Source organism: Sphingobium sp. AP49 (genome assembly GCF_000281715.2).
In the GTDB taxonomy this organism is placed as follows: Bacteria; Pseudomonadota; Alphaproteobacteria; order Sphingomonadales; family Sphingomonadaceae; genus Sphingobium.
Genome location: NZ_CP124576.1, coordinates 2,720,832 through 2,747,097, shown reverse-complemented (window position 1 = coordinate 2,747,097; position 26,266 = coordinate 2,720,832). Strand labels below are relative to the sequence as shown.

The window sequence follows — 26,266 nt, the reverse complement described above, 5'->3', positions numbered from 1 at the left end:
TGGGGCGACCGGGCGCCGCCCCTGATCCTTATTGCCGCAGGCGTTCGATCGCCTGGGCGAGGGCGACATAGAGCTTGCCCATGTCGGACGAGAGGATGGCGACGCCCAGAGCGTTGCCGTCGCGGGCCGACAGGATGATCCGCAGCATCGCCTCGAAATCGTGGATGTAGCGGTTCACATGCTCGCGGAAATCCGCGTCATTGTCATAGTGCAGCGCAATCTCGCGGGACTCGCCGGCGTCGAGCAGCTTGACCGCGCGCCGGGTGAAGACGCCGCGATCGCCCTTCAGATAGGCCGACCAATTGGTGTCGGTCACATCGTTGGACAGGATCTTGGCGACGTCGATCGCAGTGCTGTTGAGCGATTCGATCAACAGCGCGGAACGGCGCGAGAAATGGTCGCGGTCGCGATTTTCCGACACACGTTCGGCTTCTTCCAGTCGCTGTTCCAGCCCGGCACTGGTGTCGGCGAGGGTCAGCAACTGCCGGGTCAGGCGATCGGAGGCCTGATGCGCGGCACGCACGGCTTCCTCGGCCACACCCGCCAGCTTGGCGACCTGCGCCGCAACCTGATCGCCGATCGCATTCTGCATGGCCTCTGCGCTGGCATCCGCCAGTTCCTGCGCGGCGTCGGGGATGGCCCGGCCCAGCGCCTGGCGCGCGCGTTCGGCGGCCTGTTCGGCTGTGTCCTTGACGCGCAGCAGCGCGGTGACCAGCAAGGGGCCAGCGCCTTCCGTGATGCGGGTGGTATCCTCATGCGCGCCGTCGAGGGCAATCCGGAAGCGTTCCACCAGGTCGCGATTGGCCTCGATGCCACTTTGCGTGCTTTCAAGCCATTCGCTGAGGCGGCGGCCCTGGCCGCGCAGCATTTCCTCCGCCTCCTGCGTGCGGCCGACCAGCGCTTCGGAAATCGCCTCGAGTCGTTCCAGTTCGGGGGTGGCGGCCCCCAGCAGCGCGCGGCTGGTCTCCATGCGCGCGTCAAAGCGCTGCAGCGCCCCGGGATAGGTTTCGTCCAGTTCGCGGACGCTGGAATCGAGTGCGACCAGCAGGGTTTCGGCACTGCCGATCAGCTTTTCCGCAGTCATGCCACCGTCGGCAAGAGCCTCGTCGATCCGTCGCGTTTCCTCCGTCAACCGGGCCAGCGCTTCGGTGAGCCGCTGGCTGCGGGCGAGGGCATTATCCTCAAGCGCGGCGAAGCGTGCCTCCGTCTGGTCGATGGTCTGGTTGAGCGTGCCATGAAGCCCGGCCATCAATGTTCGCTGTCCCTCGACCAGATCATTGATCTGGTGCAGGCGGCTTTCCACTTCGCCGATATCATCCGTCAGGCCCGCGACCGTGTCGTTGCCGATCGCGGCTATGCTTTCGCGCGAGCGCGCGATCAACGCGTCGAGCGCCGCCGCCTGGCCGTTCAGGCCCGTATCGGTCAGCGCCATCATCTCCTGCGCCTGGGTCAGCGTAGCATCCAGCCGCCGGCGCAAATCTCCCTCGATCGCGCCCAGCTCATGGTCGAGGGTGGCGAGCGCGCTCTGGCTGGTGGCGGTGATGCCGGCCTGTGCCCGGGCCACCAGCGCCTCCAGCGTGGCGCGCTGCGTCGACAGCCCTTCCTGGGCGACGGCCATGGTATCGCGTACCTGGGCAAGCGAAGCGTCGAGCCGTTCGCGCAGAACCGCCTCGGCACTTTCGAGATCCTGCGCCAAGATGCCGAGTGCGCGCTCGCCGGTGCCGGCGATCCCCGCCTCGGCCCGTTCGATCAGGGCCGAAAGAGCAGCAGATTGCGCGTCGATATCCGCGCGGCTTTCGCCCATGGCCGTTCGCGCGCTTGCCAGCGTCGCTTCAATCCGCCCGGCGGCAATGTCGGCCAGGCCGTTGACCTCATCGGTCGCCGACCGGGTCGTTTCCTGAAGCAGGCCAAGCTGGCTCGACAGGCTCTTGGTCGCGGACAGGGTGCGCGCGCGCGCATCGTCGGACAATTCGCCCACGGCATGCAGCCGTGTTTCCAGCGTGTCGATCCGTTCGGCCAGCGCGCGCCCGTTGTCCATGATCTGCGCCGCCATGCGGGTGGCGCGATCCTCCAGTTCGGGCATGGCAGCGATCAGCCCGTCCATCCGCGCGACGAGCGCGGCAGCGGCCTGATCGGCCGCTTCGGCGCGGGTCGCCGTCGTCTGGGCGCGGCCCGCGATCAGTTCGGCCGACGCCTCCATATTGCTGCTGGCGGCAGCGCCATAGCTGTCGAGCAGCTCTGCCTGATCCTGCATGGTCTGGCGTGCCGCCTCCAGCCGATCGGCGATCCGCCCCAGCCGCAGCTCCAGCAAATCGGCCTCGGTTCGCAAGGCGCGCGCCGTATCGAGATATCGGCGGGATTCGGTCCGGCTGTTACGGACCAGGAGGATATAGGCGATACCGAGCAGGATCAGCGGGACCAGCAACGTGGCCACCAGCCCCGGCCACGCGCCGGGGCCGTCGTGCCATTGTCCCGAGACAAATGTGGCCCAGCCGGCAAAGGCGAGCCATGCGACTGCGGCCAGCGACAGGCCAATGCGCGCACGCAAAATGGTGGGTTCACCATCCGATCCCGCATCCGCTCCTTCGTCGATATCTAGAACTGCCTGTTTCAAAAGCAAAATGTCGTCCGCGCGCGACTCGTTGCCGGTCGCGGTCCCTTCGTCTCGCCAGAACTCGACGATTGTGCTGCCCCCACTCATGGGTCCTATCCTATCATCTTTTCCGCGTGCGGAAATGCCTTGTTACCAAAACTTAACGCAAGTCCGATAGCATCCGTCCCGATGTCTTATGATCCAGGCGCTCTCAATGCGGCATTGGCCGCTGCGGTCGGCGAAGATGCCGGGCTGATCGCGGACCTGCGTGTCGCTTTCATCGAAAGCGCATCGCGCCATATCGACTTGCTGGGGCGATCGCGGTGCGATGCCAATTGGGAACTGGCGGCCTGGCGCCTGAAAGGCCTGGCTGCGAGCTTTGGCCTGACGACGCTGATGGCACTGGCGGATGAAGCGGCCCAGGCGGCTCCGGGCGATCCTCGGGTGATCCAGCGCCTGCACACGGCACTGGCCGGCCTCCAGCAGTCCTGATCTGTCAAAAGCGTGAAGGCGTCGCTTGCGCGGAAGCGCCGGCCTTGCAAGAAGGTACCCATCACACAGAACGGGTCGGTTTCCTAACTTCATGACTTTTGCGGCCATCCTCAGCGCCAGCCGGGTTTCTGGCGATTCGCCATCCTCGCTGCGGGCAAGCCTGCACTTTGCGGGCCAGACGCTGATCGAATATCAGGCCCGCCAGGCGATCCGCGCGGGGGCCGATCGCATTCTGATTCTGGTCAGCGTCATTACCCCGGCTATCTCGCAGGCCGTGGACCGGCTGAGCGCCGACGGCATTCCGGTGGCGCTGGTACGCGACATGGTGACGATGGTGCGCGATGCGCCGCGCGACACGGATGTCCTGCTGGTTGCCGATGGCGCGATCGTGGCACAGCCGCATTTCGATGCGCTGGGCGGCCAGCATGGCAATGCTCTGCTGGTGACCGACGACAGCCGGGCGAGCGCGCCGTTCGAGCGAATCGACGCCGGGCAGCGCTGGGCGGGGCTGGTGCGCATCAGTCCGGCGCTGCTGTTCGGTACGCTGGACATGATCGGCGACTGGGATCTGGCGCTGACGCTGGTGCGTGCCGCCGTGCAGGGCGGTGCCGACCGCATCACCGTGCCGCAGGATGATTTGATGGAAGGGCGGGTCGCCCTGGTCGACAGCCAGGAGCAGGCGGACCTGGTGGCGCAGGCGGTGATGTCGACCGGCGCGCGGGGCATTTCCGCCAATCGCGGCGGTATCGAACATTATCTGTTCGGTCCGGCCGCGCGAATCATCGGCCCCGCCTTGATGCGTACGCAGGTGCCTGCGACCCAGATGCGGATTGCTTCGATCGCGCTGGGCGCGATCGCGCTGGTGCCGCTGGAATTGGCATGGCCCGCCGCAGGCCTGTGCCTGTTGTTGCTGGCGTTGCTGCTGGCGGAGGTCGCCGATCGGCTGGACGAGCTGGCGCTGCGCCTACCACCGCAGGGTGCGGTTGCTTTCGTCACGCCGGCTTTGGCGCTGATTGGCATCATGCTTGCGGGAACCGGCGTGGCGGCCGCCTATCTGGCTTTGTTGCTTGGCATATTGATGGTCGCCGATCGGTGGCGACAAACCGGCGGCGCTCGGTCATGGATGATTTTCACGCCGGGAACCGGCCTGTTCCTGCTGGTCGCCGCCGCGCTGGTGGGGGCGTTGCCGCTAGGATTTGACCTGGCGATGCTGTGTGCAATCGCGTCGGCAGGGGCAATCATTCTTTTGCGCCGCGAACGCTGATTTTCCTCGACAGGGTTTAGTGCATTTTAAGGACGTGTGGCTATGCTGCCCGCCATGAGTGCCCACCCGTTCCTTGCCGGATCCATAATGACGGACAGCTGGCCGATGGCACATGTCATGGCCGGCATGTCTGCCGTGCCGGTCGGACATGCCATCGATCTGGCTTTCTTCTTTCCGTTCGAGGAGCGCTCGCGCCACGATGCGCTGATCGCGGAGACGCGGCGGCACCTGGGGGGATGTCTGACCGCGATCGAGGCGGCGCTGCGCATTGCGCTGGCGGGAGAGCCGGCGGTGGCAGCCATATTGGCCCGCTGGCCCGACCCGATATGTTGGCCGACCATCTGTGCCCAGCCGACGCTGCTGGGGCCGGCACTGCTGGCGCATATGCAGATGCGCGCCGGCATCAGCCTGTTGCTGCGCCAGGTGGGCCATCCCGATGGTCCACGGCCTGAGGACCCGGAGGTCGATGCGATTCTCTCGCCCGACGATCCCGAGATCGGCGATGCGGTAATTGCGTTGTCGCTGGCGGAAGGGCAATGGCTTGCGACGGGTGGAGAACAGCAGCCGATGCGCCCCGACCTGCCGGCCGAACATTTTGCCGAACTGCTCTGGACCGCCGCGGCTTGCCTGGCGGCGGTGGTGCAGCGTGCGGCGCTGCAACCCGATGATGTGGTCATGGGCATGTTCGAGCGCGCCGGCTGGGCCTTGCTGGCGGGCCATGACGAAGCGACTGGACCCATTGCGGCAGCGGACCAGTTGGTGCGTCGCCTGGGCGACGGGGCGGATAGCGCAGAATTGCTGGGCGCGGCCCTGGGGCAGCGGCGTTTTCTGCTGTTCGCTGCGCTGGCCGCACGACGGCTGCGGCTGGCGACTGTGCAAGTCATCGACATATTGGTGACGGGGCCGGTTGGGCAAATCGCGACGCTGTGCCGGGCATTGGGCGGTTCGGGTAGCGATTATCGCCAATTGTTGCTGGCCTTGCGACCGATCCGCCCCGGCCTGTCCGATGCCGCGATCGTGCGGGAAGCGGATCAGTATCAGGCGTTATCCGACCATCATGCCGATGCCGTCGTCCGCGCCTTGCGCGCGCCGGCGGCTTTCCGCGCCAAGCTCGATCATCTGCGACACGTGACGGCCGGGTGAATATGTCGATCCATCCTGCCATTGTCCGGGCGACGGCCAGGGGGGACGGCACTCTTTTGAGTGCAGATCCGCCGTTGCTCGCCCTGCAGCAGGAGGCGGGAGGGGACCTGTATGGGCCATTGGCCATTCCCCAACTGGCGGCGATCGTCCGGCTGACGGCCCGGCTGGGCGTGACCGTGTCGCGCCCCATCGTCGCGGCGGCCGAGCGCGGCGACATCGACATGTGGGTTCGGGCGAGGGCGGATGACGGACCGGATGGGCCGACCATATCCTTGTCCGTCGTGGACTGGCACGAACGGACATCGGTGATCGCAGGCAGCGACAATGGCCGGCGCGAGGCGGACCTGGCTGCGCTTGCCGATGGCTGGACGTGGCAGATCGATACGCAGTTACGGTTCCAGATGGTATTGGCCGGGACCGACCCGCAAAGTGCCCTGCCGGTCGACCCGCCGCTGCCCGGAAGCCGTTTTTCCGGATATTTTCAACTGTTGGCCGATGAGGAGGGCGATATGGCCATCCTGCGCGGCTTTACGCAGCGGCGCGCGTTTCGCGAACAGATTGCGGCGCTGGCCAGCGATCCGGACAGCGAGGTGCGCTTGTCGGGGTTTCCCCTGTTCGACCTGGCCGGCCATCTGGTCGGCTATCGCGGCAAGGCTTGCCCGATCGAACGGGCAAGCGCGCCGCCACTGGCGGACAATGCGTTGCTGACATTATACCCGGCGGAATTTGGCAAGCGGCTTGACCGATCGCTGCGTCAGCCGCTTGGCCGCATCATCGCCAATGCCGATACCATCAGTGCGCAACTGGAAGGGCCGTTGCGGCCGGACTATGCCGGCTATGCCGGCGATATTGCGGCGGCGGGCCGTCACCTGATGGCGCTGGTGGACGATCTTGCGGACCTGCAGGCGATCGATCGCCCCGATTTTACGGTGATTTCCGAAGAGGTGGACCTGGCTGACCTGGGCCGGCGTGCGGCCGGCCTGCTGGGCGTCAAGGCACTGGACCGGCAGATCATGATTCACACGCCCGAAGCCGAGGCAATCCTGCTTGCCATGGGCGAATTCCGGCGCGTGCTGCAGATATTGGTCAATCTGATCGGCAATGCGATCCGCTATTCGCCCGAAGGATCGCAAGTGCGGATCGCTGTCGAGCGGGAGCATGGCCAGGCGCGGATCGCGGTGATCGACCAGGGGCCGGGAATCGCGATCGACGATCGGGAACGGATTTTCGAGAAATTCGAGCGCCTGGGCCGGGACGATCCGGGGGGGAGCGGACTGGGCCTGTATATTTCGCGCCGGCTAGCCAGGGCAATGGGCGGCGATATCGCCATTGGCGGTACGCCTGGCGAGGGCGCGCGCTTCATCCTGTCCCTGCCCGCCAAGGGCTGATCGGCGTCGGTCGCCGCGCGGCCCGGGGCCATGCCGATGGGCTGGCGCAGCCCCAACGAAAAACGGCGCCCGATCGGGCGCCGTTCCTCTTGTCTCTGATCTGGCGTCTTAGCGCTTGTCGACCGGGACATAATCCCGTTCGGTCGGGCCGGTGTAGAGCTGGCGCGGACGGCCGATCTTCTGCGCTGGGTCCGAAATCATTTCGTTCCACTGCGCGACCCAGCCGACGGTGCGGGCGAGGGCGAAGAGCACGGTGAACATTTCGGTCGGGAAGCCGATCGCCGAGAGGATCACGCCCGAATAGAAGTCGACATTCGGGTAGAGTTTCTTCTCGATGAAATAAGGATCGTTGAGCGCGATCTGCTCCAGTTCCTTGGCGACGTCGAAGATCGGGTCGTTGACGCCCAGCTTCTCCAGCACGTCCTTCGCGGTCTTCTGCATCACGGTCGCGCGCGGATCGTAATTTTTGTAGACGCGATGGCCAAAGCCCATCAGGCGGAACGGATCGTCCTTGTTTTTGGCGCGGGCAATATATTCCGGGATGCGATCGACGGTGCCGATTTCGCGCAGCATGTTGAGCGCGGCTTCGTTCGCGCCGCCATGGGCCGGACCCCACAGGCAGGCGATGCCGGCCGCGATGCAGGCGAACGGATTGGCGCCCGACGAACCGGCGAGGCGCACGGTCGAGGTCGAGGCATTCTGTTCATGGTCGGCATGGAGGATGAAGATCTTGTCCATCGCGTCCACGATCACCGGATCGGGCTCATATTCCTCGGCCGGGACCGAGAAGGTCATGCGCAGGAAATTGGCGGTATAGCTCAGATCGTTGCGCGGATAGACGAAGGGCTGGCCCACCGAATATTTGTGCGCCATCGCGGCGATCGTCGGCATCTTGGCGATCAGGCGGTGGCTGGCGATGCGGCGCTGTTCCGGATCGTTGATGTCGGTCGAGTCATGATAGAAGGCCGACAGCGCGCCGACGACGCCGACCATGATCGCCATCGGATGGGCGTCGCGACGGAAGCCACGGAAGAAGGCGGTCAGCTGCTCATGCACCATGGTGTGGCGCGTGATGGTGTTGGTGAAGTCTTCCAGCTCGGCCTTGGACGGCAGTTCGCCGTTCAGCAGCAGGTAGCAGACTTCCATAAAGCTGGACTGTTCGGCCAGTTGGCCGATCGGATAGCCGCGATGCAGCAGCACGCCGGCGTCGCCGTCGATATAGGTCAGGCCCGAATCGCAGCTCGCGGTCGAGGTGAAGCCGGGATCATAGGTGAACATGCCGGTGTTGGCGTAGAGCTTGCGAACGTCGATGACCTGGGGACCCATGGTGCCATCCAGAATGGCATAGTCCTTGGCCTCTCCGCCAACGGTCAAACTGGCATTATTATCCGACATGTTTTTCTCCTTAACTGCCGTCAACCGGCCACCGCGTGCCCTGCGGCGGTCAGTCGCTTCAAGCTTTCCTCTTTCCCCAGAAGGAAGAGGACATCAAAAATACCCGGCGAGACCGTGCGCCCGGTGAGCGCCGCACGGAGCGGCTGCGCCACCTTGCCCAGGCCAAGTCCCGCATCCTCTGCCACGCGGCGTATCACTTCATCGATCGCTTCAACCGTCCAGGACTGGACGGGGGAGAGAGCGTCGGCTGTCTTTACCAGCAGCGCGCGCGCAGAGACGTCTAGCAGAGCCGATGCCTTCTCGTCAAAATCGAGCGGGCAAGATTTGAACAGAAACTCTGCTCCCTCCGCAATTTCATTAAGCGTCTTGGCCCGTGGCTTGAGCGAAACCATCGCCTGGGTCAAAATATCGCGCTGGGCGTCATTCAGTTGCGTATCGAGACGCGACTCAACGCGCGGCGCGACCAGAGCGGCCAGGCGGCCATCGTCCGCCTCGCGCAGATAATGGCCGTTGAGATTTTCCAGCTTCTTGATGTCGAAGCGCGAGGGCGAGCGGCCGACGCCATCGATGTCGAACAGTTCGATGGCGCGCTCGATCGAGATGATCTCCTCGTCGCCATGGCCCCAGCCCAGGCGCAGCAGATAGTTGAGCACCGCTTCGGGCAGCATCCCCATCTCGTCGCGATAGGCGTCTACGCCCAGTGCGCCATGGCGCTTCGACAGCTTGGCGCCGTCCGACCCGTGGATCAGCGGGATATGGCCATAGACCGGTTCTTCCCAGCCCATGGCCTTGATGATGGCGAGTTGGCGGAAGGCGTTGTTGAGATGGTCGTCGCCGCGGATGACATGGGTGACGCCCATGTCATGATCGTCGACAACCACCGCCAGCATATAGGTGGGGGTGCCGTCCGACCGGAGCAGGATCATGTCGTCCAGCTCGGCATTCTGCACCACGACCCGGCCCTGGACCGCATCCTCGATCACCGTCTCGCCCTCACGAGGGGCCTTGATCCGGATGACGAAGGGCGCGCCTTCGGGCGCTTCCTCGGGTGACCGGTCGCGCCAGCGGCCGTCATAGCGCATCGGCTGCTTGGCGGCGCGCTGCTGCTCGCGCAGCGCGGCCAGTTCTTCCTGCGTCGCATAGCAGCGATAGGCATGGCCATTGGCGAGCAGCTGGTTGGCGACCTCGGCATGGCGCGGGGTGCGCGCGAACTGGAACATAGCCGGCTCGTCGCCGCCCAGGTTCAGCCATTCCAGACCATCGAAGATGGCGGCTACGGCTTCCTCGGTGGAGCGCGCGCGATCGGTATCCTCGATACGAAGCAGGAACTTGCCGCCATGATGGCGCGCGAACAGCCAGTTGAACAGCGCCGTGCGGGCACCGCCAATATGCAGGAAGCCCGTTGGCGATGGGGCGAAACGGGTCACCACCGGCTTGTTCAATCCCGTTGCACTTGCCGTCATATTCGCTGACATTCTTCCTGCTGATCCATGGATGCGACGCCCCCTAGCATGGCTTTTGAGCCACGACAAACGTCCGTTGGGCGGAGGACGGTGCGTATCGCGCACAATGGATTTGCGCGGATCGAACAATGGTTGGAAGTGGAGCGCGAGCAGCTGGCGCTGTGGGTGCCGGTGGCGTTGGGCGCGGGCATTGCCGCCTGGTTCGCGCTACCCGCTCAGATGCACTGGCTGGGCTATTGTTGCGGGGCGCTGGGCTTGGCCTGTCTCGCGCTGTTGCTGCCGGCTGGCGCGCGATTGCGGCACATCTTGGTCACCGCCGGGGTGCTCGCCTGCATCGGTTGCCTGCTGGTCTGGGGCAAGGCGATATGGCTGGGGCAACCGCCGCTGGCGCGTCCCATATTCGTACAGGTGACGGGCGAGGTGACCGCGATTGCCCGACTGCCCGCGCAACAGATGGTGCGGGTGGGGCTGCGGCCGATTGATGCGCCTGCGCTGCCGGCGGCGATCCGGGTGAATATCGCCGATGCAGATGTGCCTCCGGCCCTGGGCAAAGGGGCGATACTGCGCTTTCGGGTCCGGCTGATGCCGCCCGCGCCACCCAGCGTGCCGGGCGCGTTCGATTTCGCCCGGCGCGCCTATTTTCAGGGGATCGGAGCGACCGGGCGAGCGCTGGCGCCGGTCGAGGTGGTGGCGCCGGCGCGTGAGGGGCCGACGCTGCGGGCGCGGCTGTTCGATCATATCAGCGGACAGGTGGCAGGCGCACCGGCGGGGATTGCGGTGGCGCTGGCGACCGGCGATCAGGGCGCGATTGCCGAGGCGGATGCGGAGGCGATGCGGCGCAGCGGTCTGGCCCATCTGCTGTCGATCAGCGGGCTGCATGTGACGGCGCTGATCGGCGCGGTGATCTTTCTGTTGCTGCGGCTGCTGGCGCTGATCCCGCGCGCAGCGCTGGACTGGCCGCTGATGCTGATCGCTGCGGGCGGGGGGGCGCTGGCGGGGATCGGCTATACGCTGCTGACCGGGGCGGAGGTGCCGACGGTGCGATCCTGCGTCGCGGCGCTGCTGGTGCTGGGCGGGCTGGCGCTGGGGCGCGAGGCGATCACCCTGCGGCTGGTCGCGACCGGGGCGCTGGTGGTTCTGGCCTTCTGGCCCGAGGCGCTGATCGGCCCGAGCTTCCAGATGAGCTTTGCCGCCGTGGTCGCGCTGGTGGCGCTGGGCGAGCATCGCCGGTTCAAGGCGTTCGCGATGGCGCGGGACGAGCATTGGTCGCGCAAGGCCGGGCGGACGGTGGCGGCGATGCTGATGACGGGGCTTGCCATCGAACTGGTGCTGGCGCCGATCGCGCTTTTCCACTTTCACAAGGCTGGCTTGCTGGGCGCGGTGGCCAATCTGGTCGCGATCCCGCTCACCACCTTCGTCATCATGCCGCTGGAGGCGCTGGCCCTGTGCTTCGATCTGGTCGGGCTGGGCGCGCCCTTCTGGTGGCTCACGGCCAAGGCGATCGCGCTGTTGCTGGCGGTGGCGCATGGCGTGGCGGCCAGCCCGATGGCGGTGATGCTGGCGCCGGCGGTGCCGGGCTGGATTTTCGGGATCATTGTGGTGGGTGGCCTCTGGTGCCTGCTCTGGCGCAGCCGTTGGCGCTGGCTGGGGTTGGCGCCGGTCATGATCGGCCTGATCGGCATCGCATTGCTGGCGCCGCCCGACATAATAGTGACCGGCGACGGGCGGCATGTCGCGGTGCGGACGCCGGCGGGGGCGATGGCGCTGCTGCGCGAGGGGGCGGGCGATTATGTGCGCGACGTGCTGAGCGAGAGCGCGGGCTATGATGGGACGCTGGAGGCGATCGCGACGATGAAGCAGGCGCGCTGTTCGACAGACCTGTGCGCGGTGACATTGCCCCGGGGTGGGCGCGATTGGCGTCTGCTGGTGACGCGCAATGCGATGCTGGTCGATCGGCCGATATTGGAGCGGGATTGCGCAGCGGCCGATATCGTCATCAGCGACCGGGGGCTGCCCTGGTGGTGCCGGCCGCGCTGGATGAAGATCGACCGCCGGCTGCTGTCACGCACCGGCGGCCTGTCGATTGGCCTTGAACGCGGCAAAGTTCACACCGTCCATCGGCCCGGCGACGCGCATCCGTGGATCGTGCGCCGCCGGCCCCGACCAGCCGGTCAGTTGTAGCGGCGCAGCAGGCCGGCGAGCTTGCCCTGGATGCGGACCTGGCGCGGATCGTAGATCTGCGGTTCATAGGCGGCATTGGCGGGATCGAGCCGGACCCGGCTGCCTTCGCGGCGGAAATATTTGAGCGTGGCTTCGGCATCGTCGATCAGGGCGACGACGATCTGGCCCTCGCGCGCGACATCGGTGCGCTGGATCAGCGCGAAGTCGCCGTCGAGAATGCCGGCCTCCATCATCGAGTCTCCGGAGACTTCGAGCGCATAATGATCGCCCGAGCCGAGCAAGGCGGCGGGAACGGACAGCATGGTGTGGCTTTCCATCGCCTCGATCGGGACGCCGGCGGCGATGCGGCCGTGCAGCGGGATTTCGATCACGTCATTGGCGGCGGTCGGCAGCAGCACGGCCGGCGCTGGCGTCTTGGGCACCGCAACGGCCGGGGCGGGGGGGCGGTGCATCGCGTCAGGCAGCTTCAGCACCTCCAGCGCGCGCGCGCGGTTGGGCAGGCGGCGGATGAAGCCACGCTCTTCCAGCGCGTTGATCAGGCGGTGGATACCGGACTTGGAGCGCAGGTCGAGCGCGTCCTTCATCTCCTCGAACGAAGGAGACACGCCGCCTTCTTCCAGCCGGGTCTGAATGAAGCTCAGCAATTCCTGCTGCTTGGGCGTCAACATCGGCGATCCTCCATGGAACGAATGAAGAACGCATAGGAAACGGAAAGGGGCAAGTCAAGCGCCTAAAGCGGTACAGCGCTTTAGGCTCAGGAGGAGAGCGGCAATATGTCGACCCAATCGCCGCTGACGGCTGGAGGTGCCCCCGCAGGGCGCCTGATGAGGCAATCCGCCGTCGCCATGGCCGCGGTGGCGGCGCTGTCCTGCGCGGTGACCGACACGATGCCGTTGGCGGAATGATAGGCGCGCAGATAGTCATCGCGTTCCTCCGTCGCGGGCAGCGGCGCGGCCAGGCGGGCCTGCACGATCGGTGGCAGTGGCGTGCGCGATCCGGCGAGATGGCGGACCAGCGGGCAGAGGAACAGGGTACCGGTGACGAAGGCGGAGACCGGATTGCCCGGCAGACCGAGGAAGGTCGCATTGCCAAGGCGCCCGGCCATCAGCGGTTTGCCCGGCCGCATCGCGATCTTGTAGAAATCGAGCGTGCCGCCGGCGGCGGCGAAGGCGGGGCGGACATAGTCATGGTCGCCGACCGAGGCGCCGCCAGTCGAGACGATGATGTCGGCCTGTGCCGCCTGTTCCAGCGCCCGCGTCATGGCGGCGAGATCGTCGGGCACGATGCCGAGGTCGATCACCTCGCAGGGCAGCGCGGCGAGCAGGGCGGCGAGCATCGGCGCGTTGGAGGAGGGGAGGAAGCCCGGCGGGGTCGGCGCGCCGGGCGGAACCAGTTCATTGCCGGTGGACAGCAGGGCGACGCGGGGCCGCGCGCCGACGGGCAGGCTGCCATGACCGCCCAGCACCGCAAGCGCGATCTGGCCCGGCGTAAGGCGGCTGCCGGCGCCGACCAGCGGTGTGCCGGCGCGGAAATCGGAGCCGAGCGGGCGGACATGTTTGCCGGGCGACAGGGTGCCGTCATGCGCGGTCAGCTTGTCGCCGTCGCGCGTGGCATTTTCCTGGATCAAAATGACGTCCGCGCCGGCCGGCAAGGGGGCGCCAGTGAAGATGCGGCAGGCCTGGCCCGGTTGCAGGGCCGGGACATCGGCATCGCCCGCGCTGCTGGTGGCGATCACCTGCCACGGCCCCGCGCCTTCGGATGCGCGTACAGCATAGCCGTCCATCGCGGAAAGGTCGGCCCATGGCTGGTCGCGGAGCGCGGCGACGTCAGTGGCGAGCCAGCGGCCCGCGCAGGCGGTAACGGGCACAAGTTCGGTCGGCAGCGGATCGGCGAGGGCAAGGAGCCGCGCCTGCGCGTCCGCGACCGGCATCAGGCTCATCGGCCGGCATGCTCCGGCGCGGTCCAGTCGCCCGACTTGCCGCCGCGCTTGGCGAGCAGGCGAACATCGCAGATTATCATGCCCTTATCGAGCGCCTTGGCCATATCATAGACGGTGAGCAAGGCGGCGGTGGCGGCGGTCAGCGCCTCCATCTCCACCCCGGTCTGGCCGGCGGTGCGCGCGGTCGCGGTGACGGTGACGCCATCGTCGTGGAGGGCGAAGTCGATGGTGACGGCGCTCAGCGGGATCGGATGGCAGAGCGGGATCAGTTCGGCGGTGCGCTTGGCCGCCATGATGCCGGCGACGCGGGCGACGGCCAGTACATCGCCCTTCTTGACGAGGCCGGCGGCGATCGCCTGCGCAGCGTCGGCCGCCATGGTGATGCGCCCGGCGGCCACCGCCTCGCGCGCGGTCACCGCCTTGGCCGAGACATCGACCATGCGGGCGGCGCCATCCTCGTCCAGATGGGTGAGGCCGGTCATGCGCCGGTCAGCAGGTTGCGGGTCGCCGCCTCGACATCGGCCTGGCGCATCAGCGTCTCGCCGACCAGGAAGCAGCGCACGCCATGATCGGCCATGGCGGTGAGGTCGGCATGGGAGCCAAGGCCGCTTTCGGCGACGAAGGTGCAGCCGTCGGGCGCCTTGCCGACCAGTTCATAGGTGCGGGCGAAATCGACGCTGAAATCGCGCAGGTCGCGATTATTGACGCCGATCAGGCGCGAGCGGAGCTTGAGCGCGCGTTCCAGTTCGGCCTCGTCATGCACCTCGATCAGGGCGTCCATGCCAAGGCCGAGCGCGGCGTCCTCGATCTCCTGCATCTGGCCGTCGTCCAGCGCGGCGACGATGATCAGGATCGCGTCGGCGCCGAGCGCGCGGCTTTCGAGGATCTGCCAGGGATCGACGATGAAATCCTTGCGCAGCACCGGCAGGGCGCAGGCCGAGCGGGCGGCCATCAGATAATCGTCATGGCCCTGGAAATAGGGCTCGTCGGTCAGCACCGAAAGGCAGGCGGCGCCACCGGCGGCATAGGCGACGGCATGGGCCGGCGGATCGAAATCGGCACGGATCAGCCCCTTGGACGGGCTGGCCTTCTTCACCTCCGCGATCAGGCCGAAACCCGAGCGGGCGGCATCGTCCAGCGCCCTGCGGAAGCCGCGCGGCGGAGTCTGCTCGCTGGCGCGGGCGTGGAGCGACGCGATCGTGGTCGCGGCCTTGCGGCGGGCAACATCCTCGCGCTTGAAATCGCAGATTTCGATGAGCTTGTTGGTCATTGATAGGCAATCCAGCAATTGAGGAGCGCATTGGCAAGGCCGTTGTCGATCGCTTCGGCGGCCTGTTCGACGCCATCGCGGAAATCATGGGCGGCGTCAGCCACCACCAAAGCGGCGGCGGCGTTGAGCAGCACGGCGTCGCGATAAGCGCCGGCCTCGCCCTGGAGCAGGGCACGGAGCGCTGCGGCATTATGGGCCGGGTCGCCGCCGCGAATGGCGGTGACGGGATGGGTCGAGAGGCCCAGTTCGGCAGCGGTCAGGCGCCGCATCGCGACCACGCCGTCGGCCGTCACCTCGGCAATGTCGTTGCCGCCGGCGAGCGAGAGTTCGTCCAGCCCCTCGTCCCCCGACACGATCATCGCATGGGTGGCGCCAAGCTGGCCCAGCGCATCGGCATAGATGGGGACATAGGCGGGGCGGGCGATGCCGACGAGCTGGCGACGGACATTGGCGGGATTGGCGAGCGGCCCCATCAGGTTGAAGATGGTGCGTTCGCCGATCGACCGGCGGATCGGGCCGAGGCGTTTGAGCGCCGGATGGTAATTTTGCGCGAACAGGAAGCAGATGCCCAGATCCTTGAGCGTCGCTTCCGCCGTGGCGGCGGCGCGATCGAGGTCAAGGCCGAGCGCTTCGAGCGTGTCGGCCGCGCCCGCCTTGGACGAGGCGGCGCGATTGCCATGCTTGGCGACCGGCACGCCGGCGGCCGCGACCACCAGGCTGACGGCGGTCGAGACGTTGAGCGTATGATGGCCGTCGCCGCCGGTGCCGCAGACGTCGATCGTGCCGTCGGGCGCGTCGACCGGGATCATCCGGGCGCGCATCGCACGGGCGGCGGCGGCAATCTCCGTCGCGGTCTCGCCGCGCCGCGCCATGGTGACGAGAAAGCCGGCGATCGCCTCGTCCGACAGGTCGGCGTCGAACAGCAGGTCGAAGGCGCGGGCGGCTTCGTCGGCGGCCAGGGGCGCGCTGGGATCGGGCAGGCCGGAATTGAGCAGAACGGTCATGGGCCAAGCCTTTAGTCCCGCCCACGCGCGAAAGTCGAGGGCGACATGCTATTTGCCCGCCAATTGGAATTTTGTTGCGTGGTCCGGCAATTGGCTTGACGTGTGGGGCTTGACGTGGGCGCCAAAGGGGCGTTGTCGGGGAAGCCATGCGCCGCCCCTGGTCGACCCTGTTCTGGAGCCTTGCCATCCGCCAGCGCCGTCGGTTGCGCGAGAGCGAGGCGGCCTTCATCCTGCTCGCCGTGCTGGCGGGCGTGGCGGCGGGCCTGATCACCAACCTGTTGCAGCTGATGGCGCATGGCATTCAGGAGCTGCTCTATGGCGTCAGCATCAACCGGCTGAGCGCGCTGGGCGAGATCCGCCATCCCTGGCGACTGCTGGGCCTGCCGCTGGGCGGGCTGGCGCTGGTGTTGCTGGCGCGGCTGCTGCGCCGCCGGCAAAGGCCGCTGATCGACGTGGTGGAGGCCAATGCCCTGCATGGCGGGCGCATCCCGATGGCCGACAATCTGGTGATCGCCGGGCAGACGGTGCTGTCGAACGGGGCGGGCGCCTCGGTCGGGCTGGAGGCGGCCTATGCGCAGATGGGCGGCGGCGTCGCGTCGCTGCTGGGCCAATGGCTGAAGCTGCGGCGCAATGATCTGCGTACCCTGGTCGGCGCGGGTGCAGGGGCGGGCGTGGGCGCGGCGTTCGGCGCGCCACTGGCCGGCGCCTTTTATGCGTTCGAGATCGTGATCGGCCATTATACGCCCGCCGCGATCGCGCCGGTGGTGGCGGCAGCCTTGAGCGCGGCCTTCGTGACGCGCGCTTTGGGCGTCGAGCCCTGGCTGATCGCGACCACGGCGGACCGGATATTGGGGACGGTGGACTATCTTCTCTATGCGCTGCTGGGCCTGCTCTGCGCGGGGCTGGGTATCCTTATCATGCGGATGGTGACCTTTGCCGAGCTGCGGGTGCAGGGCTGGACCTGGCCGGGGCGGTGGCGACCGGTGATCGGCGGCGTGCTGCTGATGCCGCTCGCCTGGTTGACGCCGCAGACGCTGTCGGCCGGGCATGGCGCGCTGCACCTCAACCTCATCCTGCTGCCCGACTGGACCGTGCTGCTGATGGTCCTGTGCCTCAAGATCGCGGCGTCGGTGATCTCGCTGAGCTTCGGCTTTCGCGGCGGGCTGTTCTTCGCGTCTTTGTTCCTGGGATCGCTGGCGGGGCAGATTTTCGCGCAGCTGATCGACCTTGTCGGGATCGGCTGGTCGCTCGACCCCAATGATGCGGCGCTGGTGGGGATGGCGGCGCTGAGCGTCGCGATCGTCGGCGGGCCGATGACGCTGGGGCTGCTGATGCTGGAAACGACCCATGATTTCCAGCTGATGGGCGTGGTGCTGACCGCGTCGCTGCTGTCGAGCGCGGTGACGCGGGAAATGTTCGGTTACTCCTTCTCCACCTGGCGGCTGCATCTGCGTGGATCGACCATCCGCAGCCCGCGCGACATTGGCTGGGTGATGAACCTGACCGCCGGGCGGATGATGCGGCGCGACTGGGTGTCAGTGCCCGATAGGATGAATGTCGGCCAGTTTCGCGCGCTGGTGCCGCTGGGGTCGGCGAGCAAGGCGATCATGATCGACGGCGCGGGCGGCTATCGCGGCATCGTGCCGACGGCGGCGGCCTATCGCCCCGAACTGGCGGAGGATGCGCCGATCGCGCCGCTGGCAACGATGGCCGATATTGCGCTGCGGGCCGACGCGGATATCCGCGCGATCCTGCCTTTGTTCGACAAGGCGGCGGCGGACGAGCTGGCGGTGGTGGACGAAAGCGGGCTGGTACTGGGCGTGCTGACCGAGAAACATGCGCGGCGGCGCTATTTCGAGGAAATCGAAAGCTCGCAAAGGGCGCTGTTCGGCGAGGGATAGAGCGCGCGGGCCGGGCTTGCATTGGCGGGGCAGGGCTGTAGAAGGCCGGCATTCGCATGGACCCGGTGAAATTCCGGGTGGCTATTCCGGCCGCCGATCCGCCGGACAACATCACACATGATTATCGAACGCGCCCGGAGCTGGCGCCATGTGACCTGATGTGGATTTTCGACATGACCCAATTTTTCAGCCGCTATCGCCGCCAATGGTTCAGCGACGCTCGGACGGCGCGCCATGACATCATGGCCGGCATCGTCGTCGCGCTCGCCCTGATCCCCGAAGCGATCGGCTTTTCCATCATCGCCGGGGTCGACCCGCGCGTCGGCCTCTATGCCTCGGTGGCGATCGCCATCACCATCGCCCTGATCGGCGGGCGGCCGGGGATGATCTCCGCCGCGACCGCCGCCGTCGCCGTGCTGGTCGGCCCGCTGGTGCGCGAGCATGGCGTCGAATATCTGTTCGCCGCCACGATCCTGATGGGGGTGGTGCAGATCATCGCCGGGCTGCTGCGGCTCGACCTGCTGATGCAGTTCGTGTCGCGATCGGTCATCACCGGCTTCGTCAATGCGCTGGCGATCCTGATCTTCATGGCGCAATTGCCGCAGCTGACGAACGTCGGCTGGCAGACCTATGCGATGGTGTTGGGAGGCCTGGCCATCATCTATCTCTTTCCCCGGATCACCAAGGCGGTGCCGGCGCCGCTGGTGGCGATCGCGCTGCTGAGCGCGCTGTCGATCGGCCTGGGCCTGCCGGTCCATACCGTCGGCGACATGGGGCGCCTGCCTGAAGGACTGCCGAGCCTTGCCCTGCCGCAGGTGCCGCTGACCTGGGACACGCTGCGCATCATCCTGCCCTATTCGGTGACGATGGCGGCGGTCGGCCTGCTCGAATCGCTGCTGACCGCGCAGATCGTCGACGACATGACCGATAGCGACAGCGACAAGCAGCGCGAATGCCTGGGGCAGGGCGGGGCGAATATCGTCGCGTCCCTGTTCGGCGGCATGGGCGGCTGCGCGATGATCGGCCAGTCGGTGATCAACGTCACGTCCGGCGGACGCGGGCGGCTGTCGACCTTCGTCGCTGGCGCCTTCCTGCTGTTCCTGCTGGCGGTGCTGGGGCCGTGGGTCGGCCGCATCCCGATGCCGGCGCTGGTCGCGGTGATGGTGATGGTGTCGATCGGCACGTTCAGCTGGGCCTCGATCGCCAATCTGCGGCGCCATCCGCCGACCTCCTCGGCGGTGATGCTGGCGACGGTGGTGGTCGTGGTGGCGACGCGCGACCTGTCGCTGGGCGTGCTGACCGGGGTGCTTTTGTCGGGCATCTTCTTCGCCGCCAAGGTGCAGCGCATGTTCGCGGTGGAGCTCAGCGTGGCCGATGGCCGGGCGACCTATCGCGTCACCGGCCAGATATTCTTCGCCTCGGTCGACCGCTTCACCCGCGCCTTCACGGGCGAGGAAAGCGCGACCCATGTGCGGATCGACGTGTCGGGCGCGCATTTCTGGGATATTTCGGGTGTCGGCGCGCTCGACAAGATCATCGCCCGGCTGCGGCGCGAGGGGCGCATGGTCGAGGTGGTCGGCTATAACCGGGCGAGCGCCGACATCGTCGACCGCTTCGCCCTGCACGACAAGACCGGGGTGGAGACGGGGGCGGTGCCGCACTGACATGCGGCCTGCCCCGGAGGCGGGCTTACGCTGCCTCGCGCTCGCGGACCGGGATGCCGGCGATCTTCATGAAATTGGCCAGCATGTCATGGCCATGTTCGGTCGCGATGCTTTCCGGGTGGAACTGGACCGAATGGATCGGCAGGGTCGCGTGGCGGAAGCCCATGACCGAACCGTCCTCGCTGGTCGCGTTGACCACCAGGTCGGCCGGAATATCCTCCACGATCAGCGAGTGATAGCGGGTCGCGGTGAAGGGCGAGGGGAGGCCGGCGAACAGGCCGGTGCCATCATGGCGCACCGGCGACGTCTTGCCGTGCATCAGCCCGCCGCGCACCACCTTGCCGCCGAAATGCTGGCCGATCGCCTGATGGCCGAGGCACACGCCGAGCAGCGGCGCGCCGGCATCGGCGCAGGCCGCGACCAGATCCAGGCTGACACCCGCCTCATTGGGGGTGCAGGGACCGGGCGACAGCAGGAAGGCCTTGGCCCCGCTCGACAGGGCCTGGCCCGCCGAGATGGCGTCGTTGCGCACGACCTCTACCTTGGCGCCCAACTCCATCAGATAATGGACCAGGTTCCAGGTGAAGCTGTCATAATTGTCGATGACGAGGATCATGGGACACAGCCTATAGGCGCGGATGACGATGGGGGGAAGGGGGCGAACAACGCCAGATCTTAGTGGACTAACATGTAAATTGCCCCTGGCGCGGCGAGCAAGCATATGACTGACCAGTGCTTCCAGGTCAGGCGGTCGATTTTTCTGAAAGCCAAGCCCGCCGTGAACGCCAATGTGCCAAACACCAAAAAGGCGCTTCGCAGAAGAATGGCATCGCCAGAGTCCGCCAGGATGCTGAGGACGATGGCTGAACAGACAGCCATGAAGGCGCTGAGAAACAGACAGCCGACGACCATGATACGTATCATGGAATCCCAACCCTGAGCTTGCGCATATTCGTTTGGCTTCATGCAGTCTGGCTACACATAATTGATGGCACGGAAAAGCAGACCGCTATCATTTGACTTTCGTCATTCCCGCGAAAGCGGGAAGCCATCACCGGACCTCGCGGCTGGGGTTATGGTGGGAGATGGATCCCCGCCTTCGCGGGGATGACGGTAAAAAAAGCTGGGATGACGATATAGGCAGAGGGCGGCAACGCTCGCCACCCATCCCTTAGCGTTTCTTGTGCTTGCCCCGGCTGCTGCCGATATGGCGGATGTTGGTGGGGCGGCCGCGGTGGATTTTCGGGCGGGTGCGGTCGCGTTTCAGCGGGCTGCCGCGCGGGGAAGGATTGTCGGGCAGTTCGAAGCGCAGCGCGCCGTTGATCGGATCGGCTTCGGCGAGGCGCAGTTCCAGCCGCTGGCCCACCGTATAGCGGTCGCCGCTTTCGACGCCTTGGAGTGCCTTGCCCGCTTCGTCGAAGAAGAAATGTTCGGCGCCCAGCGTCGATACGGGCACGAGGCCGTCGCCGCCCAGCCCCTCGACCGTGGCGAAGAAGCCGAAATTCTGGACCCCGGTGATCCGCGCCTTTACCACTTCGCCGACATGGGCCGACAGGAAGGCGGCGACATAGCGGTCGATCGTCTCGCGCTCCGCCTCCATCGCGCGGCGCTCATGGCCCGAGATCATCTCGCCGACCCGGCCCATATTCTCATAATCCTCCTGGCTGAGGGAGGAGCGGTCGGGGATCGCGTTGTCCTTGGGCGCGGGCAGTTCGAGATCATAGGCGCCGACCAGCGCGCGATGGACCAGAAGGTCGGCATAGCGGCGGATGGGCGAGGTGAAATGGGCGTAGCTGCCCAGCGCCAGGCCGAAATGGCCCATATTCTGCGGCGCATAATAGGCCTGGGTCTGGGAGCGCAGGATCTGGGTCATGATCTGCTCCTTCTCCTCCGACTCGCCGACCTTCTTGATCAGCTGGTTGAAGGTGGACGGACGGATCACCTGGCCAAGCGCGAAATCGATGTCGAAGGTGGCGAGATATTCCTTGAGCGCGACCAGCTTGTCGCGGCCCGGCGTTTCATGGACGCGGTACATGACCGGCGCCTTCTTCGCCTCCAGCGCCTTGGCGGCGGCGACGTTGGCGGCGATCATATAATCCTCGATCAGCATATGGGCGTCGAGCCGTTCACGCACGGCGACGCTGACGATCTTGCCCCATTCGTCGAGGACGACGCGCCGTTCGGGCAGGTCGAGCGCAAGCGGATCGCGCTTTTCGCGGGCCTTGCGCAGCAGCGCCCAGCAGGCCCAGAGCGGTTTCAGGGCCGGTTCGAGCAATGCATTATCCTGCTCGCCATCGATCGCCGCCTGCGCATTTTCATAGGCAAGGACGGCGGCGACGCGGATGATGGCGCGGGAGAAGCGGAAGCTCTTCACCTTGCCCTGCGCGTCGATCACCAGATGGCAGGCCATGGCGGCGCGGTCCTGCCCGGCGCGCAGCGAGCACATGTCGGACGAGAGTTGGTGCGGCAGCATCGGCACGACCAGGTCGGGGAAATAGACGCTGTTGCCGCGCTTGCGCGCTTCGCGGTCGAGCGCGCTGCCGGGGCGGACATAATAGCTGACATCGGCGATCGCGACGATCGCCTTGTAGCCGCCCTCATTGGCCGGGTCTTCGTCCGGCGCGGCCCAGACGGCGTCGTCATGGTCGCGGGCGTCGCTGGGGTCGATCGCGACGATCGGCAAATGGCGCAGATCCTCGCGCTTGTCCTCATGCAACGGCAGCTTCGATGCGGCGACCGCTTCCTCCTCCACCGCTTCGGGGAAGACGTTGGGGATGCCATGCTTGTGGATCGCGATCAGGCTGAAGCTGCGCGGGGCGAAGGGATCGCCGAGAATGTCGGTGACGCGCGCGCTGATCCGCGGCGGGCGGCCGGTCGGCTCGGCCAGGACCAGGTCGCCCTTCTTCGCGGTGCCGATGTCGCTGATCGGCGTATCCTTGCGGATGCGCTTGTCGACCGGGCGCAGCCACAGCTTGCCATCGGCCATTTCCTCGACCACGCCGAGCAGCATCTCGGTCGCCTTGGCCAGCTTCTTCATCGGATGGGCGATCCAGCCCTTGCCCGCTTCCTCGGTGCGGGCGAGGATGCGGTCGCCGATCGTCAGCGCGCCGCGTTTGCCCCGTTCGACCACGCGGATGCGGGGCGCGGGCTGGCCCTCGGCCTCCCAGCGTTCGGGGGTGGCGATCAGGGTGGTGTCGTCGACATCGACGATGCGCAGCACCGTCACCTTGGGCACGCCGCCCATCTTGTGGAAGGCGCGGGCCGGGCCGATGTCGATCAGCCCTTCGTCGGCCATGTCCTTGAGCAGCGCCTTCAAGGCGATCTTTTCCTGGCCTTTCAGCCCAAAGGCCTTGGCGATCTCGCGCTTGCCGGCGGGCTGGTCGGAGCTGGTGATGAAGTCCACCACCTCATCGCGGGTCGGGAAGCCGGCGGGGCGCACCTTGGTGCGCGCGGGGGCTTTCTTCTGTTTTTCGGTCGATGCCATGGTCCAGCTATAGGGGGGCGGTCGGGCGTGCGCCAGTGGCATGGCGGGATGGGAAGGGCGGATCGTTGGAACGGGCATGACGATATTGCTTTTGCCCCTGCTGCTGGCTGCCGCACCCGATGTCTCGCCCGACGCCCCGCCCGAGGCGCCGATCGCGCCGATCGACCGGACCAATGCCGAACATTATGTCTGGGGCGGCAGCAATGACGGCTGGCATCTGGTGAAGCGCGACGCAATGTCGGTGATCCAGGAACGGATCGCGCCGGGCGGGGCGGAAGTGCGCCATTATCATCAGCGAGCGCGGCAATTCTTCTATGTCCTGTCGGGCGAACTGACGCTGGAGGCGGGCGGTGTGACCCATGTGCTCAAAGCGGGGCAGGGGCTGGAAGTGCCGCCGGGCGTGCCGCACCGGGCGCAGAACAGGAGCGGCGCGCCAGTCGATTTCCTGGTCAATTCGACGCCCAAAAGCCATGGCGACCGGGTCGATGCGCCAGCGGAAAAATAGGAAATCGCCCGCTTAACTTCGCATATTTCCCGTACATTCTGAAATTTTGGAACAAATGTTGGAAATCTTGTTGCGGGATCGGGGAGGAGGGGGCTGTCGGTGGTGCGGGCGCAGGACATGGCGGCATTCTAGCCCGTCGGGCTGGCTGTAGGACAGGCTTGCAGCATGGCATGGCTGCGGTAGAGGGGCGGGATGCAGCTTCTTATCGATGGTGAGCTGGTCGATGGCGCGCGCGCGATCGACCTTGTCAATCCGGCGGACGGGCAGATCTTTGCCGCCGCGCCCTGTGCCGATGCGGCGCAGGTGGAACGGGCGGTGGCGGCCGGGCAGCGGGCCTTTGCCGGCTGGCGCGCGCTCGACTTTGCCGAGCGTGGTGCGCTGATTGCAGCGCTCGCCGATGCGCTGGAGGGCCGGGCCGAGGATTTCGCCGCGCTGCTGACGCAGGAACAGGGCAAGCCGTTGGCCGAGGCGCGGGGCGAGATAGAGGGGGCGGTGGCGGCGCTGCGCTATCATGCCGGGCTGCGGCTGGAGCCGGTGGTGCTGAAGGAGAGTGCGACCGAGCGCGTGGTCGAGCAGCGCCATCCGCTGGGCGTGGTGGCGGCGATCGTGCCGTGGAATTATCCGCTGCTGCTGCTGGCGCTCAAGCTCGCGCCGGCGCTGACCGCGGGCAATGTCGTGATTGCCAAGCCCGCGCCGACGACGCCGCTGACGACATTGATGCTGGGCGCGCTGGCGGCCGACATCTTCCCCGCCGGGGTGGTGCAGATGCTGGGCGATGCCGGCGATGTCGGGCCGATGCTGACCGCGCATCCGGGGATCGCCCATGTCAGCTTCACCGGATCGACCGCGACCGGGCGGCGGGTGATGGCGGCGGCGGCCGACACGGTGAAGCGCTTCACGCTGGAACTGGGCGGCAATGATCCGGCGATCCTGCTGGACGATGCCGATGTCGCGGCGGTGGCGCCGATCCTGTTCGACGGGGCGATGGGCAATGCCGGGCAGATTTGCCTCGGCGTCAAGCGCATCTATGCGCCGCGCGCGTTGATGCCGGCGCTGGGCGCGGCACTGGTCGAATGCGCGGAGCGGGCTGTGGTCGGCGACGGCCGGGCAGCGAGCACGACCATCGGTCCGGTGCAGAATGCGGCGCAATATGCGCGGCTGGTCGATCTGCTGGCGGAGGCGCGGGCGCAGGGACGGGTGCTGCATGGCGGCGCGCCGATCGAGGGGGACGGCTATTATATTGCGCCGACGATCGTCACCGACCTGCCCGACGAAGCGCGGCTGGTGCGCGAGGAGCAGTTCGGGCCGATCATCCCGCTGCTCGCCTATGATGACGAGGCGGAACTGGTCCGCCGGGTGAATGACGGTCCCTATGGGCTGGGCGCGTCGGTGTGGACCGCCGATGCGGCGCGCGGGCAGGCGATGGCGGCGCGAATCGACAGCGGGCTGGTCTGGGTCAATCGGCTGTTCGACCTGCCCTTCGACGTGCCGATCGGCGGCGCCAAGCAATCGGGCATCGGCCGGCACCAGGGGCTGGCCGGGGTGGAGGAATTCACCCAGATCCGCATCGTCAACGCCGCGCTGGGCTGAGCGGAGGAGCGCGCAGATGACCGAGATATTGCTCTTTTCCTATGGCACGCTGCGGCTGGCGGAGGTGCAGATGGCGCTGTTCGGCCGGTTGGTGCAGGGGGAGCCCGACGCGATGCCGGGCTATCGCCAGCGCATGATCGAGATCAGCGACCCGGACGTGATCGCCAAGAGCGGCACGCGCTGGCACCCGATGGTCGAGCCGAGCGACGATGTTGAAGATGCGGTGGAAGGGACGCTGTTCCGCCTGACCGAGGCGGATGTCGCGAGCGCCGACGCCTATGAGGTCGACTATGTCCGGCGCGAGGTGCTGCTGCGGTCGGGGCGGCGAGCCTTTGTCTATGGCGACAAGGGGGCGTGATCAGGCGGCGCTGATGACGTCGGTGCGCGCGAAATTTTCGCCGATGAAGAGCAGGGGGCAATCGCGATCCCGTGCCAGCGCATAGCCGAAGCAGTCGCCGAAATTGAGCGCGGCGGGATGAAGGCCCTTGCCCCATTGCGTGTAGGCGGCGGCAACCCGGCGGGCATCTTCGGGCGTGACCGGGGCGACCTCCACGCCGAGGCCATCGATCAGCCTGGCTGCCTCTGCTCCGACGGCGCGGCGATCGGCGACGATCAGCGTTTCCGCCAGCGTGCCCGCTGACATCAGCAAAACGTCGCTTCCCGCGATCGCGGCGATGCAGCGGTCCGCTTCGGGCTCGTCGAGCAGGATCGCCATGATCGCCGACGTATCGATCACGATCATTCGGGCAGGCCCGTCTCACCATAGAGAAAGTCCTGGCTGCGGGCGGCGTCCGGCCCAGCGGCGGGGCGCGCGGCCGCGCGCAACTTTTCCATCAGTGCGCGTCGGCTGGCACCGTCAACAGGTTGGCGGATGGGGACGAGGCGAACCGCTGCCTGGCCATGGCGGGTCAGGATGACCTCGTCTCCGGCTTCTGCGCGCCGGACGAGATCGGTCAATTGGCCCTTTGCTTCTGAGACGGAAATGCGCAT

At 66.8% G+C, this 26,266-nt stretch carries 23 protein-coding genes and 1 other annotated feature; of the genes, 10 read left to right on the top strand and 13 right to left on the bottom strand.

Annotated features, from left to right (window positions below; translation table 11 throughout):
- Nucleotides 1-28: 28 nt before the first annotated feature.
- Entirely contained in the window at nucleotides 29-2,701 is a 2,673-nt protein-coding gene (locus PMI04_RS13095; protein WP_007709189.1) for a hypothetical protein, read from the bottom strand.
- 81 nt (nucleotides 2,702-2,782) lie between these two features.
- Here PMI04_RS13095 and PMI04_RS13090 point away from each other — a divergent pair, with 81 nt between their 5' ends.
- From PMI04_RS13090 to PMI04_RS13075, 4 genes are all read left to right on the top strand, one after another.
- Nucleotides 2,783-3,085, top strand: a complete 303-nt coding sequence (locus tag PMI04_RS13090) for an Hpt domain-containing protein (RefSeq protein WP_007709187.1) — start codon at nucleotides 2,783-2,785, stop codon at nucleotides 3,083-3,085.
- A gap of 91 nt (nucleotides 3,086-3,176) precedes the next feature.
- Complete coding sequence (locus tag PMI04_RS13085; protein WP_007709185.1) at nucleotides 3,177-4,349, top strand: hypothetical protein; 1,173 nt, start codon at nucleotides 3,177-3,179, stop codon at nucleotides 4,347-4,349.
- Between the two features lie 87 nt (nucleotides 4,350-4,436).
- Entirely contained in the window at nucleotides 4,437-5,492 is a 1,056-nt protein-coding gene (locus PMI04_RS13080; RefSeq protein WP_081491005.1) for a DUF2336 domain-containing protein, read from the top strand.
- Nucleotides 5,489-6,880, top strand: a complete 1,392-nt coding sequence (locus PMI04_RS13075; protein WP_037486252.1) for a HAMP domain-containing sensor histidine kinase — start codon at nucleotides 5,489-5,491, stop codon at nucleotides 6,878-6,880. Before PMI04_RS13080 ends, PMI04_RS13075 begins: the two co-directional genes overlap by 4 nt.
- Before the next feature lie 108 nt (nucleotides 6,881-6,988).
- Here PMI04_RS13075 and PMI04_RS13070 read toward each other — a convergent pair whose 3' ends face one another.
- Both PMI04_RS13070 and gltX read right to left on the bottom strand, forming a co-directional pair.
- Nucleotides 6,989-8,275 (bottom strand): citrate synthase, encoded by a 1,287-nt coding sequence (locus PMI04_RS13070; RefSeq protein ID WP_007709176.1) that lies wholly within the window; start codon nucleotides 8,273-8,275, stop codon nucleotides 6,989-6,991.
- Nucleotides 8,276-8,295: 20 nt separating this feature from the next.
- Nucleotides 8,296-9,750: a glutamate--tRNA ligase gene (gltX, locus tag PMI04_RS13065; protein ID WP_007709173.1), complete on the bottom strand. Its 1,455-nt coding sequence runs from the start codon at nucleotides 9,748-9,750 to the stop codon at nucleotides 8,296-8,298.
- Nucleotides 9,751-9,765: 15 nt separating this feature from the next.
- Between gltX and PMI04_RS13060 the strand changes: the two genes are divergently transcribed.
- Nucleotides 9,766-11,919 (top strand): ComEC/Rec2 family competence protein, encoded by a 2,154-nt coding sequence (locus PMI04_RS13060; protein WP_349293585.1) that lies wholly within the window; start codon nucleotides 9,766-9,768, stop codon nucleotides 11,917-11,919.
- Here PMI04_RS13060 and lexA read toward each other — a convergent pair.
- From lexA to trpD, 5 genes are all read right to left on the bottom strand, one after another.
- Complete coding sequence (lexA, locus tag PMI04_RS13055; RefSeq protein ID WP_007708952.1) at nucleotides 11,910-12,587, bottom strand: transcriptional repressor LexA; 678 nt, start codon at nucleotides 12,585-12,587, stop codon at nucleotides 11,910-11,912. The genes PMI04_RS13060 and lexA overlap by 10 nt on opposite strands.
- 86 nt (nucleotides 12,588-12,673) lie before the next feature.
- The gene (gene glp / locus PMI04_RS13050) at nucleotides 12,674-13,858 is read right to left on the bottom strand and encodes a gephyrin-like molybdotransferase Glp (protein ID WP_007708951.1); all 1,185 of its coding nucleotides are present in this window, start codon (nucleotides 13,856-13,858) and stop codon (nucleotides 12,674-12,676) included.
- Nucleotides 13,855-14,340, bottom strand: coding sequence for a cyclic pyranopterin monophosphate synthase MoaC (gene moaC / locus PMI04_RS13045; RefSeq protein ID WP_007708948.1), 486 nt, complete (start codon nucleotides 14,338-14,340; stop codon nucleotides 13,855-13,857). The genes glp and moaC overlap by 4 nt, the downstream gene beginning before the upstream one ends.
- Nucleotides 14,337-15,128, bottom strand: a complete 792-nt coding sequence (trpC, locus tag PMI04_RS13040; RefSeq protein ID WP_004207475.1) for an indole-3-glycerol phosphate synthase TrpC — start codon at nucleotides 15,126-15,128, stop codon at nucleotides 14,337-14,339. The genes moaC and trpC overlap by 4 nt, the downstream gene beginning before the upstream one ends.
- Nucleotides 15,125-16,132: an anthranilate phosphoribosyltransferase gene (gene trpD / locus PMI04_RS13035; protein WP_007708943.1), complete on the bottom strand. Its 1,008-nt coding sequence runs from the start codon at nucleotides 16,130-16,132 to the stop codon at nucleotides 15,125-15,127. Before trpD ends, trpC begins: the two co-directional genes overlap by 4 nt.
- Nucleotides 16,133-16,278: 146 nt before the next feature.
- Between trpD and PMI04_RS13030 the strand changes: the two genes are divergently transcribed.
- A complete protein-coding gene (locus PMI04_RS13030) occupies nucleotides 16,279-18,033 on the top strand; it encodes a chloride channel protein (protein ID WP_007708940.1) in 1,755 nt (584 codons plus the stop codon).
- Between the two features lie 55 nt (nucleotides 18,034-18,088).
- Nucleotides 18,089-18,144: a sequence feature (sul1 is cis-regulatory element that is thought to sense ions involved in sulfur or methionine metabolism; They are found in Alphaproteobacteria), on the top strand.
- 62 nt (nucleotides 18,145-18,206) lie between these two features.
- Nucleotides 18,207-19,697 carry a SulP family inorganic anion transporter gene (locus PMI04_RS13025; RefSeq protein ID WP_081491002.1) on the top strand — a complete coding sequence of 497 codons (1,491 nt, stop codon included), beginning with the start codon at nucleotides 18,207-18,209 and terminating at the stop codon, nucleotides 19,695-19,697.
- A gap of 25 nt (nucleotides 19,698-19,722) precedes the next feature.
- Here the strand turns inward: PMI04_RS13025 and PMI04_RS13020 are convergent, their stop codons facing one another.
- The 3 genes from PMI04_RS13020 to rnr all read right to left on the bottom strand — a co-directional run bounded on the left by PMI04_RS13020 (nucleotide 19,723) and on the right by rnr (nucleotide 23,181).
- Entirely contained in the window at nucleotides 19,723-20,313 is a 591-nt protein-coding gene (locus PMI04_RS13020) for an aminodeoxychorismate/anthranilate synthase component II (RefSeq protein WP_007708936.1), read from the bottom strand.
- 59 nt (nucleotides 20,314-20,372) lie between these two features.
- On the bottom strand, nucleotides 20,373-20,663 hold the full coding sequence (locus PMI04_RS13015; RefSeq protein ID WP_283184780.1) for a hypothetical protein: 291 nt from the start codon (nucleotides 20,661-20,663) through the stop codon (nucleotides 20,373-20,375).
- Nucleotides 20,664-20,868: 205 nt separating this feature from the next.
- On the bottom strand, nucleotides 20,869-23,181 hold the full coding sequence (rnr, locus tag PMI04_RS13010; RefSeq protein ID WP_037486182.1) for a ribonuclease R: 2,313 nt from the start codon (nucleotides 23,179-23,181) through the stop codon (nucleotides 20,869-20,871).
- Between the two features lie 76 nt (nucleotides 23,182-23,257).
- Between rnr and PMI04_RS13005 the strand changes: the two genes are divergently transcribed.
- The 3 genes from PMI04_RS13005 to PMI04_RS12995 all read left to right on the top strand — a co-directional run bounded on the left by PMI04_RS13005 (nucleotide 23,258) and on the right by PMI04_RS12995 (nucleotide 25,634).
- Entirely contained in the window at nucleotides 23,258-23,686 is a 429-nt protein-coding gene (locus PMI04_RS13005) for a cupin domain-containing protein (protein WP_007708930.1), read from the top strand.
- A gap of 192 nt (nucleotides 23,687-23,878) precedes the next feature.
- On the top strand, nucleotides 23,879-25,276 hold the full coding sequence (locus tag PMI04_RS13000) for an aldehyde dehydrogenase family protein (protein WP_007708928.1): 1,398 nt from the start codon (nucleotides 23,879-23,881) through the stop codon (nucleotides 25,274-25,276).
- A 16-nt stretch (nucleotides 25,277-25,292) separates the two neighbouring features.
- On the top strand, nucleotides 25,293-25,634 hold the full coding sequence (locus PMI04_RS12995; RefSeq protein ID WP_007708925.1) for a gamma-glutamylcyclotransferase family protein: 342 nt from the start codon (nucleotides 25,293-25,295) through the stop codon (nucleotides 25,632-25,634).
- Here PMI04_RS12995 and PMI04_RS12990 read toward each other — a convergent pair whose 3' ends face one another.
- Both PMI04_RS12990 and PMI04_RS12985 read right to left on the bottom strand, forming a co-directional pair.
- Nucleotides 25,635-26,018: a type II toxin-antitoxin system VapC family toxin gene (locus PMI04_RS12990; protein ID WP_007708923.1), complete on the bottom strand. Its 384-nt coding sequence runs from the start codon at nucleotides 26,016-26,018 to the stop codon at nucleotides 25,635-25,637.
- A complete protein-coding gene (locus PMI04_RS12985; RefSeq protein WP_007708920.1) occupies nucleotides 26,015-26,266 on the bottom strand; it encodes a type II toxin-antitoxin system prevent-host-death family antitoxin in 252 nt (83 codons plus the stop codon). The genes PMI04_RS12990 and PMI04_RS12985 overlap by 4 nt, the downstream gene beginning before the upstream one ends.